The sequence below is a fragment of the Streptomyces sp. NPDC107765 genome (assembly GCF_055657085.1).
Genome location: NZ_JBVKBL010000009.1, coordinates 209,913 through 223,892, shown reverse-complemented (window position 1 = coordinate 223,892; position 13,980 = coordinate 209,913). Strand labels below are relative to the sequence as shown.

The window sequence follows — 13,980 nt, the reverse complement described above, 5'->3', positions numbered from 1 at the left end:
CGCTCACCGGTTCCTCTCCGTCCCTTCGTCCCCTCTGTCTCCTCACTGCGACGACAGGGTCCGCCGCGGGGGCAGCCCCTCAAGAGGATCTCCGGAGGTGTCTGTGGACGGTGCTTCGAGGAGATACGGGTCGGCGGTTCCGGTGCGCTTCATGCTGTGCCACTTCAGGCGGGTGCCGAGCAGCGCCGTGGTCACGGAGTGGATGACCACCAGGTACATCAACTGCCGGTAGACGAACTGCTGGAGCGGCAGCACCCACAGCACGCGCAGCCGTTCGCGGTCGAGCCTCAGCGCGTACGCGGCGGTGATCAACTGGACGGAGAGGAAGCCGAACCAGACGAGGGCGGCCTCCCCGGGGTCGCGGAACAGCGCCCCGAAGAGGGCGAACAGGTCCACGACCGGTGCGCACAGCGGCAGCACGATCTGGAACAGCGTGACGTAGAGCATCACGCGGCGGCCGAAGCGTCCGGCGGGGCCGACCTCCGTCACCGAGTGACGGTGCTTCCACATCGACTGGAGGGTGCCGTAGCACCAGCGGTAGCGCTGGCGCCACAACTGCCGCACGGTGCTGGGCACTTCGGTCCAGGCAACCGCCGACTCCTCGTAGACGACGCGCCAGCCGGCCCGCCAGAGCGCCATCGTGAGGTCGGTGTCCTCGGCCAGGGTCTCGTCGCTGACGCCGCCGACACCCATCAGCGCGTCCCTGCGGAAGGCACCGATCGCCCCCGGCACCGTCGGCATGCACTCCAGGACCTCGAACATCCGCCGGTCGAGGTTGAAGCCGAGGACGTACTCCAGGTGCTGCCATTTGCCGAGCAGGCGGCGCCGGTTGCCGACCTTGGTGTTGCCGCTGACCGCACCGACCGCCGGGTGGGCGAGCGGCTGGATCAGCCGGGCCAGCGCCGCGGGTTCGAAGATGGTGTCCGCATCGACCATGACGACGATGTCGTGCCTGGCGTGCGCCAGGCCGGTGTTGAGGGCACTGGGCTTGCCGCCGTTGGGCTGCCGGATCACCGTCACCCGCGGGTCGTCGATGTCCTCCGCGATGTCGGCGGTCGCATCGGTCGAACCGTCGTCGATGACGATGATCTGCAAGTGCGGGTGGGTGGACGCGAGCAGCGAGTACACGGTGGAGGCGATGCCGGCCTCCTCGTTGTACGCGGGCACCAGAACCGTCACCGGGTCCCGCACTTCGCGCAGCCGTGGTGCGCCGGGCCGGTACCGGCGCAGCCGGCGCACGTGGAGCCGGGCGAACACCGCGAACAGGAGCATCCGCAGGACGCCGAGGACGCCCGTGAGGGTCAGCGTCCACACCATCACCGTGAGGAAGGCGTGCCCGAGCCGCTGCGACCAGATCAGGCCCTCACCCTTGATCTTCTGGGCGACCGGGACCTCGTCGAGGAAGGAAAGACGTGCCAGCCCGCCGCTGACGGTGGTGAACCGTTTCACACTGCGGTCCCGCAGAAGATCCTCGGCCTCGTGGTAGCCCAGGTCGGTCTGGCTGTGCTGCGTCACCACCCCCTGCCACGGCTTGCGGTCCTTGTGGTCCGAGGCGACCACCAGATACCCCTGGGCCGCCGCGCGCTTCGCGGCCGTCCACTCCGCGCCGCAGAGCGTGTCCGCGGCCGTGGTGTGCGGCAGCCGCAGCAGGGTGGTGTTGATGCCGGCCGCACCCGCGAGGGCGCTCTGGGTGAGCGACAGCTCAAGCCGCGCGCGCAGCGGTGAAGCGACACCGAGGTCGCCGCCGCTGTAGGTGTACGAGCCGATCTCGTGCCCCTCGCGCAGGAGCCGCTGCATCAGCTCTGGGTGCTGAGCCGCGTCCTTCCCGTAGACGAAGAAGGTCGCCCGCACGTGGTGACTGTGCAGCAGATCGAGCAGACGCGGCGTCCACACCGGGTCGAACCCGCCGTCGAAGGTGAGCGCGACGGTCCCCGGCGGCATGGCCGCGGTGGCGACCCCCTTCGGGCCGAACCGCAGCAGCGGCTTCCCGTCGTCCGCCTCGCGCGGGATCGGCCGGGTGCACGGCGGCTTGGTGCGCGCGGCGTCCACCTGGTGGGTCGTCCAGCCCTCGAAGAGGAGGGTGACGGCGACCACCAGGAGGACCAGCAGGAGGACGAGCCAATGTCCGCGCGGCGGGCGCCGAACGGCGCCGGACTGCCGGCTCACTGCTTCAGGCCTCCGGCCGACGGGGCGGATCTGCCGGCCGGCGGGCGGCGGTGGCGGTCCTCGCGGTCCACGTGGGCCCTGGCCGGCGGCCGGTGTGCCTCGGCTCGGGCCGGTGCGCCGTGACCGTGCTGCGACTGGCCGGTGCCCGGGCCCGAAGGCACCAGTCCGTTCATACTCGGCGGGTGCGTGCCGACGGGTTGCCGGAGCCCGGTGATCAGCATGCCGACGAAGAGCAGATACCCGAGGCAGGCGCATCCCGTGGCCAGCGCCACACCTTGCAGCGCCCCCCTGCGCCAGCCCGACTGGCTGATGAAGATGGGGAGTTGGGGTTCTGCGGCCTGAGGACGGCGTGCCGCCGGGGTCACGCGAGGCACGCTCCGGTGCGGCATGCGCTGTGTCATGTCCCGCCCCGTGTGCTGCGCCGGGTACGGCTCCCTGCGGGCAGGGGGTACGGACGACAATCGTCCGTCGTGCGGTGTGCTGGCTATGTGGGGGATGCCCTGCACTGGTGCTCCTGGTCTGCGGCCGCGCACGCGCGACTCTTTGTGTGTGGGGGACGGACCCGGGGGTCCGCTGTACTGCCCGTGAGACGTCGAAGCCGCATCCCGGTGCCCGGCGCGTCCGGAGGTTCCCGTACGCGCGCATGCCATGCGCCCTTCCCGGGTGGGGCCGGGAAGGCCACGTACGCCCGCGCCCTCGCAAGGGCCGGGAGGCCAGGGTGCAACCGTCAGCCGTCACGCAGCCCCCGACCCTACTCGGGCACCCGGGTGGCACGGCAACAGGTCGTTCTGGCCTTCGACCTCGCAAGGAACGACACCTACAACGTCGACATCACCCTCACGCTCGACGTCGCCACGCGCTCCCTCCTTGCCTGGCGCCTGATCTCCACCACGCTCCTGCCCCGTGCTGAGCAAGGAACTTCGAGACCGTGGTGACCTGCCCCGACCGCGGCGTCCCGAGTCCCCGGAAGGTTCCCTGACGGCTCGTCAAGAGGCTACTGCCGGTCACTTGGCGTGGGATATCTCATCCCGCCGGGCGCCTTCTCAGCGCTTGGCCCAGTACTCCAGTCGTAGATCGCTATGCGCCCTGGTCTTGGAGCTGTCGGCAAAATCAGGTGGCCTCAGCGGACCGTCTGGGTAAGGTCGGGCAATGCCCGAGCTGAAGCCGCTGCATGCCGGCCATGCCCCGGCGGTCCTGGCCTTCGAGCTGGCGAACCGCGCCTACTTCGCTGCCTCGGTCCCGGATCGCGGCGACGACTTCTTCGACCGGTTCGCCGACCGGTTCAACGCCTTGCTGACTGAGCAGGCGGCCGGCATCTGCGCCTTCCACGTGCTCGTCGCCGAGGACGGCTCGGTACTCGGCAGGTTCAATCTGGTCGACATCGAGGACCGCACTGCGGAACTCGGCTACCGGGTCGCGCAGCACATCGCCGGCCGCGGCGTCGCGACCGCGACCGTCCGGGAGCTGTGCCAGCTGGCCGGGGCCCAACACGGACTGCGCACGTTGCGGGCAGCCACGACCCGCCGGAATGCCGCGTCTCAGAAGGTACTGGCCAAAGCAGGGTTCGTCCCTGTCGGCCCGGCCGACCCGGCCCACCTCAACGGTGAGCCAGGCACCTGGTATCAGCGCGACCTGGTGGGCCAGCCGGACAGCGCGACCTTGCCTGAGGACCGGCTGCGGGAAGGCCGCGGCCACCGCTGATCATCGGTGTGCGAAGACCAACCATCTTGCCGTGGCCGCTGGTCACGGCGTAGACCCCGCCTGCTGGCAGTGCGCCGCACCCTGGAAGAGGCGGGGGTCGGCTACCTCCTGGCCGAGGTAGGGGCCACGAAACGGGTCAGGGGGGTCGACCCGCGGGGCTCGTTCACGGGACGATTTCGTAGCCGCACAGGAGGTACATCCGGGTGACCCGGCCGATCTCGGCGGGGAGGGCGAACTCTCCCAGCTCCCGATCGCGGGCGCGACGCAGCGGCGCCAACGGCAGGTGCAGCTCGCCGTGGAACAAGCCGGGGTATTCGGCACTGGTCACGCAGGTGATGTCGTGCCCGCCGCACCGGCCGTTCTCGTCGCACCCGTGGGGCACCTCGTACTCGGTCCTGAACCGCACCGCGAAGCGGCCGACGCCCTCGTGGGCCGCGGTCTCGATGAACAACCCGAGCCTGTTGACCCGCAGGTCCTGATGACCGGGGAGGTACGGGAAGTGCTCCCGGCCCAACTGGAGCGGCAACTGCCGCGGACCGGTGGCCGCGGTCAGACGGTGCCAGTCGTCGGGGAAGTCGTGCCGCACGTCGAACAGCTGCATGCCGCCGCCCGGCAGATGCCGCCGTGCGGCCGTGCTCGCGGCCCTGCGCAGAACGTCACCGCCCTCCCTTGCCGTGTAGTTGAGGTGCAGCACGATGTCTCCGAGCGTGTCGAAGTCGAACTGGTTGTTCTCCTGAGGCATCTCGATCCGCCAGCGGCTCACGGCCCCGGCGAACTCGAAGGGGAGGTACCGCTCGTCGGTGAAGCGCAGCTCGAAGAGGCCCGAGTCGTTCTGGCCGCTCGACGTGGCGATCGCCTCGGTCGCGCCGTAGGTGCGTACCACCCGCCGGTCGTCGCCGACAGTCCGGTAGCCGTCGGAGTCCGGGCCGGAGCAGCATCCGGCCGGCGGCTCGACGAGCGCGGGATCGACCCGGGTGCTGCTGGCCAGCAGAGTCAACCGGGCGTGGACACCGGTGTAGGGGCCCACCACGCAGGGAATCGTCACCGTCATGCTCTTGATCCGGCGCATGTAGTGCCCGGGGTGGTCGAGGTCGAACAGCCACTCGGGGATCTCGATTTCGGCCCAGCCGGCATGCTGGAGATGCAGGAAGGCGAGCGGGAACTCCTTGCGCATCGAGAGGTGCTTGGTCAGCTCGTACTCGCGGCAGTTGGCGTCGAGATAGGCACCTTCCATCTGCCGCACCGCCAACTGCAACCGTTCGCCGGCCAGCAGGCCCTCGTGCAGGCCGTCCCAGCCCGCCTCGGGCAGGAAAGCGCGGGCTGTGTGGCCGCGTTCGTAGTTGAAGGCGCGTTGCGCTCGGCGGCAGGTGTGCAGCGTCACCTCGTACAGGCTGCGATAGAGCGCGGCGGTCTCCCGCTGGAGGTGCAGGTACAGCTGCGTGCCGGTGAATTTGTCCCGGAGGAAGTCGGAGACCTCGGCGCTGTGGTCGATCTGCTGCTGGTGATTGTTCAGCTCGCGCAGTGCGATGTCACGTCGCCGGTGGGCGGCCAGGATCTGTCGTTCGATCTGCTCGATCTCGATGCCGATGATCTCGACCTGGTGGTGCCATTCCCGCTCCCTGCGGGCCCAGCCGCCCTCGGTGGAGCTCAGACCCGCGCTGGTGTTGGCGTTGTCCGCGATCGCCATCATGATCCGTGCCGCGGTGGAGAAGCCGGAGGCCAGCTTGTTGCCGACCGGGAGTTGGTTGAACTCCAGCGGGGTACCCGCGATGCCCGCGATGCCGATCCACATGTCCGGGCTGATGCCGATGCCCTGCGCGACGCCCTCCAGCACGTTGCCGGCGATCCGGGACGCGATCGACACCCCGGTCAGCGCCTCATAGCCGGTCTCCCCCGCGTTGAGCCCACCGGCGAGCAGCTCCTGGTAGTACCGCAGCCGGGCGAGCGCGCCCTCCTTGGTCTTGTCCAACGCCTGTACCTGCCAGTCGGCCTCCCGCCACTGGTTCTTCCTGATCTCCAGGGTCAGGTCGAGCAGTTGCCGCTCGTGATTGTTGCGCAGCGCGGCCAGGGCTTCGCCGTCGCCCTTCTCGTAGGCCGCGAGCAGCGCCGCGCCCAATTGGCGTACCTCCCCGCAGAGTTCGTTGGCCTTGGCCACCAGAAAGGTGAACCGGTACGGGCTGCCGCCGCACTTGCAGTCCTCCGCGCAGTCACCGGCGCACTGTTCGACGGTCTCCCGCCACCCTTCCCACAGTCCGGTCTCGCCGAAGGCACCACGCTGGGGAAGCCGGTAGCGGTTGAGACAGTGGTGAATCAGGGCGATACGGTCCGCGGTGCCGTCGTACAGGGCGATCAGCCGCGGGTTCAGCGGCGCGGGACGGGGGACGAGGCCGCCCACCGTCATGGACTCGCCGACGTGGTCCTGGGCCCGCACCACGGTGGGGCGATCGCCCAGGATCCGCTGTACGGCGGCGAGGAGGACGCCCGCTTGCTGTGCGCCCTCCACAGTGTTGCGGCAGGCGTGGGCTTCGGCCCACTGCACCATGGTCTCCAAGTGGGCCAGCAGCACCGCCCGGTTCCTGGCCCGGCCCTCGTAGACGGGCGAACTCGGACAGCACGGCAGGTCCTGCCGTCGTCGGCGTCGCTGGTTGTCCGTGGCGCAGGAGGCCCAGGTGTTGTCGCGGACCTGCGGCTGGTACGCCAGCTCGTACCACTTCAGCGCGGATTCGTACCGGCAGTGGGTGCGCAGCGCGCCGGCCACCGTCATCGCCACGCTGAACGGCGAGGGCGGCAGCAGCGGAGCCCCCGGGGCGACGTGGACGAAGTAGGGGTAGGCGGCGAGCCCGCCGGGGAAGCTCGGCGCGGGGTCCGGCGTCTCGACCAACGGAAGGGGTACGGCGTTGTCCTCGGCCAGGTCGTAGCGGAACCCCGGTGGCGTCGGGTCGGCGTGGCCGATCACCGGAGTGACCGCGCCCACCACCTCGAAGCGCAGGGAATCCGCCGTGCGTCCGGAGAACCTCAGGGTGGCCGTCTCCCCGGTGACCGCGACGCCCTGACTGGACCGGCGCGGCGGGTCGAACTCGCCGTGCCGCACCCGGCTCCAGCACAGATGCACCATGGGTTGGGCGTCCCAGTCCAGCAGCGCGGGCAGCTTCTCCGGCCGGTGCCAGTCGGAGGTGTCGCGGTGGGTCCGGTCCGGCTGAGCGCCGACATCCGCGTGCTGGACCTGCGCCGAGTAGAACGCGGAATCGGCGAGCCAGAAGTAGTACTCGTCGACGTGGTGCCGTTCCTCGCCGCACTGCGCGCAGCAGGTGGTCTCCTCGTGCCAGGCATCGAAGGGCGTCCCTGCGGGCGGGAGCCCGGCGGCGGCGACCCGGACGAACCGGGTGCCCAGGCGGACCGCGGCGGACAGCCACAGCGGAAGTCCGCCGTGGCTGTCCTCGGATCCCTCCTGGCGGTCGCGCGTGTCACCTTCACGTCGGGGGCGGTCGTTGTCCGGGGGGCGGACGACGGGGGTGAGGCCGAGTACCGGCGCGAGCCAGGAGTTACGGGCGGCCCGCTCGGGCGAGCCCAGCAACCCCAGCCCCTCCGGGGCCGGTTGCCGCAGCTGCATTCCGGAGGGTTCACGGGCCTGCAGCAGGGTCAGCGAGGGGTGCTCCGGCGGCCGTTGCCCCGGCCACCATTCCAGTCCGCCGGGTACCGGCACGGTCAGCGTCGACCGGCGCAGCTCGGACTCCAGGAACGCGAACGCCTCCGACTCCCGCGCGGTGCTCAGCTCGTCCCACTCGATCCAGTTCTCGCCGTAGATCTCGCGGCGCCGGCATGCCTCCCACACCCGGTAGGTGGCGAGCCGCCTCTCCCACAGCCGGACGAACTCCGGCCCCGGTGTCAGGGTGGGTTCGAGCCCGAGCCGGGCCCGCTGGACGCATGCCTGCACGGTCCGGATGGCTTCCTCGATCCGGCTCATCCGCTGGCAGATGCCCGTCTCGACGTCTTGGAGCATGAGGTCCGAGAGGTCCTTCGGCGCGGTCGCGAAGGTGCCCGGCGCCCATGGCAGCGGCACCCGGTCCATCCCGCACAGGTACGCGAGCAGGGCCGTCCTCGCCCGCTCCCGCAGGCCGTCGTTGAGCCCGCGCAGGTCCTCGTAGCGCAGCGGCTCGCCGTTCTCGAAACAGCCGTCCCGCACGAACCGGGTGAGGTTCGCGTTGCCTGAATCGGGTGGCGCCCCGGGGTCGTCGGCGGCCCACTTCCACGGCACGGCGTCGCCGATCCACGGGCACGCGAAGTGGCTGCGCAGCCGGGTCAGCCATTTCTCGCCCTGCCAGACCCGCAGCGCCCACCGCTCATCGGTGAGGTCGTCGGCGTCGAGCGCATACGGTGGCGTCGCGAAGTAGGTGTGCAGCAGCGGCGAGTGCGCCAGATCGACGCCCAGATGTCTCAGCAGCTGCGCCGGGTCGTCGGGCTGCTGTTCCAGCACATCGGCGAAGAGCAGCCAGACCGGGCGCTCCCGGGCGGCCTCGGTCTCCGCCCGCAGCAGGCTGTGGTCGAAGAGCCTTTCCCACCAGTCGAAGAGTGCCGCCTGGCGGCGCGAGCTCGGCGCGGTGCGCTGATCCCCCACCGGTTGCGGCGGGTACGGGTCGGACACCGGCAGCAGGTCGAAGTCGAACCAGGCGTGGTGCACCCCGAACGCCGAAGGCCCGGTCCTGGGGTAGGACGTGCCGGCGAAGGATTCCGGATGCGTGATCAGGTGGCCCAGTTCGGATTGCCGGTAGCCGGGCACGATGGTCGCGGAGAGCGCGAACCTGCGGGCGAGCAGTGCCGCCTTCACCGCCCGCTGGTAGGTGCGGCGGATGTCGCGCAGGGTGGCGCCGTAGCGCTGTTCCAGGTACTGCGCGGCGGCCTCGCCCGAGGCGTACAGGCTCTCGGACCCCACCAGGCCGTCGCCCAGCGTCCCGTTCTTGGCGTCCCGGAACAGCCGGTCGAAGCCGATCTCCGTCAGCACACCGTCGCTGTCCGGGCCGCGATACTTCAGCTGGAACCCGGTGTGCTCCGCACAGACCTCCTCGGCCCGCTCGAAAGCCGGATCGGACTGGGCGTACTCGATCGTGATCCGGTAGGCGCCCCGGCGCAGCCGCACGCCCCGGGACGTGGCCGCCGGCGCGTCGTCGGAGGCCCAGTGGTGGTCCAGCATGATCCAGGTCTTCTGGCCGCGCCCCAGGGTGACCCGCCAGCGGTGCTCGCGGGCGCGGGCGAAATCCGGTGCGGTGTCGCCCTCGGTGGGCGCGCCGGCGTGGAAGTGGTACTCCCCCGCCTCGTCCACCAGAAGCGCACCGGTCCAGCACACGGTGAAGGGACTCGCGCCACCGAGCGGCTCGGCGTCCCCTTCCCGGACGGCAAACCCGTTGCGTACGCCGACCAGGCGGGACTGGGCCGGGCTCGGTGTGAGGTCCATCGCCGGCAACACGGTGGGCACGGGAGCGTTGTAGTGATTGCGCACGGGGCCGAACGCGGTGGCCGGGCCGCGGGTCTCCCGCCAGACCAGGTTGCCCGCGCCGTCGTGCAGTTCACCGAGCAGGCCGGTGCCGACGAGGCCCAGCAGCGCGGCGAACGCGCCACCGCTGGGCAGCGGGGCCCAGGTCACCTCGGGAGTCTTGCCGTCGTCGGTCTCCCACGGCGTCGCCGCCGCGTTCTCGTCCGCCCACAGGGTGCGCAGCACCGTGGCTGCCGCGGCGGCGTCGGCCGGGCAGCCGCTCACCGCGGCCACATGTGCCGCCAGATGGTCGACGATCACCTTGCAGCGTGCGTGGAAACGAGCGAACTCCGCCTGGAAATGGGCGAACCTGGCCTGCTCGTCGGGTTCGGAGACCAAGGTGTCGATGGCCGACTCGGCGTTGTCGAAGAGCGCCGCGAACGGGGCGAGCGCGGCCCGGGGCGCGAAGTACAGGTGACGCACGGCGACCCGCTCGGCCTCCCGCAGCGGCCGCAGGTGGCTGAGCGCCTCGATCACCTCGGTGTCGGAGACCGGCAGCGAGGTCCACAGCTCCTGCGCGGTGCTGTCGTAGCCGAACGGCCCTTCCTGCGGCCGCCGCCACATCAGGGGCGAGGTGTCCGCGGCCGCCAGCGGCGTACGGTACTGGCGCTCCCGCACATCGACCGGGCAGCCGCACCGCTCCAGCACGGACGGGAAGAAGTGTTCCCCGAGCGCCTGCCAGGCGTCGGGTCCGCTCGAAGCCGGCAGGTAGCCGAACTCGTCCCGCAGGGCCGCGGTCATCCGGGGCCACGTCCAGGCTTCGGCGTCCTCCTCGGAAACGTGCACGGCCAGCAGGGACCGCCGCAGCGCCCACAGCGTCTGCGCCTCGTCGCACCCGGTCGATCCCGCCGGCTCGGGCAGTGACAGGGGATCGTCGGCCGACTCGTTACGGTCCTGGAGAGCAAACGGGTCGTCACCGTCGCGGTGCTCTTCGACGGTGAAGAGCCACATGATCTCGCCGACGGTGAAGTCGGAGGCGTAGATCTTGCCGAGGACCTCCACGAACCGCAGCGTGTGCGTGGGCAGCGCGTACCAGGTGTCGCTCGCGGTGTCGGGGTCGAACCCGGCCAGCCGGGACAGCACCGTCAGGTTTCCGGCGAGCGCCTTGTCGAAGCGCGGTTCCCGGTCCCCGCAGGAGTAGCGGGCCCGTGCCAGATCGCCGATCCGTTCCAGCACGAGCTCGACGGCCCCGGGGGCCGGGGTCTCGGTGGCCCACAGCCCCAGCAGCGGCAGCCTCTCGGCCGGCGACGCCGCGTCGGCCCGATAGGTGCCCACGAGGGAGAGACCCAGTTCCTTGTGCAGGATGAGCAGCGCCGCGAGCTGGCGGCAGAAGTCCGCGTTGATCGCCGAACCATGGAACAGCCGCAGCACCTCGCACACATCACGCAGCATCGCGAAGGTGATCCCCGGCGCCGCGCCCTCGCCCAGCCGGCGCCACAGCCGGATGAAAACGATCAGCCTGCGCAACGCGGCGCGCGGGTCCTGCTGGTCGGTGGGAGCGGTGAACCTGATGCGCAGATCGTCGAGACAGCACGGCTCGCAGTCGGGAAACTCCGAGGCCGCACCCTCCGGCGCGGCGCTTCGGAACGGAACGAAACCGCTGCGCCACAGGTCGAGGAACTCGCAGTAGCTCAGGCCGGTGCGGTCCAGGAACTGGGGCACCCGCAACACCGTGTCGGTCCAGGACGATTCGCCGACGGACTCCTTCGTGAACCCGTACACCTCGTACAGGCTCAGCCGCCCCCTCGCCTTCTTGAGGGCGATGTCCCGGGCATAGAGCAGGTCGTACTCCTCGGCGGAGATGCCCAGATACTCGCAGGCGATCTCCAGCCGGACCGGGTAGCGCCACCGGTGGCTCTGGAATCCGGCGGGCTCGTGCGCCGGGTCCAGGACCAGCTCGGTGATCTCCTTGCGGAACCGGCGCATCGCGGCGTACCGGCTGGTGCCCAGGAAACACAGGTAGGACCTGTTCACGTCCAGGGGCTGGTGGTAAGGCAGGGCGGGTGTGGTGAAATCCTTGCGCAGCAGGGCGTACGCGTCGAGGTGGGCCCGGGGCAGGGCCTCGGTGGCCGGTGAGGAGTGCTCCGGCACCACGGCGAACAGAGTCGCCGGATCGTGCGGCCGCCCCAGAGCGTGCCCGGCGAGCCGGTCCGCGGCGGTGTCGTGCACCGCGCCCTGCGCGCCGCCGCCCGCCAGTTTCTCCAGACTCTCGTTCACCAGGTCGATCACCGGCAGGGGCGTGCCGAGGTTGGCGGCCGTCACCCGCAGGTCGCCGAGCGGGCCGCGGCGGTCGGCGAGCAGTTCGCCGATCGATGCCACGTTGACCGGCGTGGTGGGGTGCTCGCAGGTCGACTCGGCCGAGATCCGCAGCAGATCGTGCAGGTACTGCGGCGGGCCGAACGGTGACAGGTGGTCCGGCGGGACGCAGTCGGTCAGTGTGCCGTCCGGGTTGACCGGCGCGAAGCTCTCGTCCGGCCGGCCGGCCGGATCGGCGGGTCCCCCCGCGGCCTGTTGGATCTGCGCGGCGAACGGGTGCGCGACGGTGCCGACGAGCGCCGCGGCGAAATCGGCCGCCGGCAGCGCGGCCGGCTGCGACGTGCTGGTGAAACCGGCCGAGTACAGCGATTCCATCAGCGAGAACCGCAGTTCGTCCGCGGCCGCGAACGCGGTCAGTTCGTGCAGCGCGTCGAGCACCGCGACCGCCTGCTCCAGCCAGCGCTGTGCCGCGACGTCCGTGCCGAAGGTGTCGGCCAGCGCGGCCTCGAACGCGGCGTCGTTCCGGGGCTCTCCGAAGACGAAGGCGCCACCGCCGTGGTCGCCGTACGCCGCGATCATGCGGGCGAACACGTCCGAGGCGGACACGCCGAGCGTCGGAAGGGTACCGGCGGCGGGCGCCTTGGCGGTCGGGGGCGTGACGGGGACGGTGAAGAACTTGCGCAGGTGCCGGACGAAGGCATCTGCCCGCTCCGATACCGTGCCCGGCTCGGTGAACGGCGGCAGCAGTGCGGGATCGTCCCGCAGGAGGGTGCGCCACTGCTCATCGGTGACCGCCACCAGCCCGGCGACCGTGGTGACCGAGAGCGGCGGCTGCCCCACCGCGACCACCAGCGGCGCGTGGTTGCCGGTGACCGCCCGCAGCACCAGCTCCAGGTACGGCCCGGGTGACGCGGCCGCGGTCGGGGCCCAGAACCCCACGTCGATGGTCTCCGTGGCCCCGGGATGCGTGCTCCACGCCCGCACCACGTCGAACACCGGCGGTGCCAGCGCGACGGTCGGCTCCGACGTGGTGACCGAGCCCAGCGCGCGCAGTCGGCGGGCCGCGGCATGCGGACCGATTGCCGGTTCGGCGGGCCGGGTGAGCAGCGGCTCGGACGCGGCGACCACGCCGTTCTCGATCGCGATGCGCAGGTGTGCCAGGGACTGCGCCTCGGCGCCGAAACGGGCCGCGTCGTAGCGGTGTTCGGGATCGACCGTCATCGGCAGTGTCGCGCCGAGGGCGTACAGGTACGCCGCCGGCACGGCGAACGTCGGGTCCAGAGCGGTCGAGCCGGCCTGGGGGACACAGGTGACCGCGGCGGCCCCGGTCTCCGCGCCGGTCAGGATCGGGAAGGTGAGCCTCGCCCGGTCGGCGTCCGCGGCCAGCCGTTCGCCCTGCACGGCCGCCGAGGCGGCGAAGACGAAGGTGGCCAGCCGTGCGGCCCTCGCGTCGACGGTGGCGTGATAGCCGGCCAGTTCCGCCTCGAACCGCTGCCGGTCGTTCTCCGCCTGCTGCACGTCGAGGCCGACGGCCACGGGCGGCCTGGTGTACATCTCACCGAGCGGGCGCGGCAGGTCCGGCGGTGGATACACCAGCCGGTCCCAGGTCAGTTCGGCTGCCACCTGCCGGCTCTGTGCCGGGCTGAGCGGCGGGCGCTGCACGAGGGAGCCACCCGTGCCGGGATCCTTCGCCAGCACCTTGTCGATCTTCGTGACCAGGTCGGCGAAGTTCGGCGGGGTACCGTCCTTGGGCAGCTCGACCTGGTCCGTGCCGGGCGAGGTCGCCGGCACCGCCGCGTAGGCGCTCGCGGGCATCGCGAAGTACTCCGGCTGAAGCACCGGCAGCGTGCCCACGCTGGTGACCTTGATGTTGAAGTCCAGCTCCCCGTCGCCGATGGGGACGCCGTCGCGGGTCAGCTCCAGCCGGAGGTCGTACGAGGAGGCCGTCGGGTATTCCGGATGGCCCGCCGGTGGCGTCACCACGATCACCGCGGTGGCTATCGCCTCCTGGAGCCGTGTGGTCACGGGCGGCAGGCCGCCACCGGTGATGTCCTGGTAGTGCTGGATGATCCCCGTGGTGGTCACGTCCACGTCGTGCCGGGTGACATCGGCGGGCGTGACGGCAAGCCCCTTCGCCGAGCCGATCCGTACGCCCTTCCCGGGCTCGGCGAAGGTCAGGTCGAAGGCGGTCACGGTCAGCTTGTCCAGGGCTGCCCGGAAATCCGTCGCGGACATGGGCTTCGTCGGATGCAACCGAACGATCAACAAATCCGGCATATCAATCTTCGCCCTTCCGCCCCGATTTCAGCTGTTTCCCGTACGGCTCTTCC

At 71.0% G+C, this 13,980-nt stretch carries 4 protein-coding genes; 2 read left to right on the top strand and 2 right to left on the bottom strand.

Annotation, left to right across the window (positions count from 1 at the left end; translation table 11 throughout):
* Positions 1-42: 42 nt before the first annotated feature.
* The gene (locus ACZ7MX_RS23095) at positions 43-2,166 is read right to left on the bottom strand and encodes a bifunctional polysaccharide deacetylase/glycosyltransferase family 2 protein (RefSeq protein WP_472134906.1); all 2,124 of its coding nucleotides are present in this window, start codon (positions 2,164-2,166) and stop codon (positions 43-45) included.
* Between the two features lie 767 nt (positions 2,167-2,933).
* Here ACZ7MX_RS23095 and ACZ7MX_RS23090 point away from each other — a divergent pair.
* Together ACZ7MX_RS23090 and ACZ7MX_RS23085 are read left to right on the top strand one after the other, a co-directional pair.
* Positions 2,934-3,101: a hypothetical protein gene (locus ACZ7MX_RS23090; protein WP_472134904.1), complete on the top strand. Its 168-nt coding sequence runs from the start codon at positions 2,934-2,936 to the stop codon at positions 3,099-3,101.
* Between the two features lie 214 nt (positions 3,102-3,315).
* Positions 3,316-3,867, top strand: coding sequence for a GNAT family N-acetyltransferase (locus ACZ7MX_RS23085; RefSeq protein ID WP_472134902.1), 552 nt, complete (start codon positions 3,316-3,318; stop codon positions 3,865-3,867).
* A 163-nt stretch (positions 3,868-4,030) separates the two neighbouring features.
* Here ACZ7MX_RS23085 and ACZ7MX_RS23080 read toward each other — a convergent pair whose 3' ends face one another.
* Positions 4,031-13,885 (bottom strand): Tc toxin subunit A-related protein, encoded by a 9,855-nt coding sequence (locus tag ACZ7MX_RS23080; protein WP_472134900.1) that lies wholly within the window; start codon positions 13,883-13,885, stop codon positions 4,031-4,033.
* Positions 13,886-13,980: the final 95 nt, after the last annotated feature.

What these genes read in the sequence shown, in the direction of transcription:
- ACZ7MX_RS23085 (WP_472134902.1), top strand. Translation starts at nt 3,316, where the DNA reads ATGCCCGAGCTGAAGCCGCTGCATGCCGGCCATGCCCCGGCGGTCCTG.
- ACZ7MX_RS23080 (WP_472134900.1), bottom strand. Translation starts at nt 13,885, where the DNA reads ATGTCCGCGACGGATTTCCGGGCAGCCCTGGACAAGCTGACCGTGACC.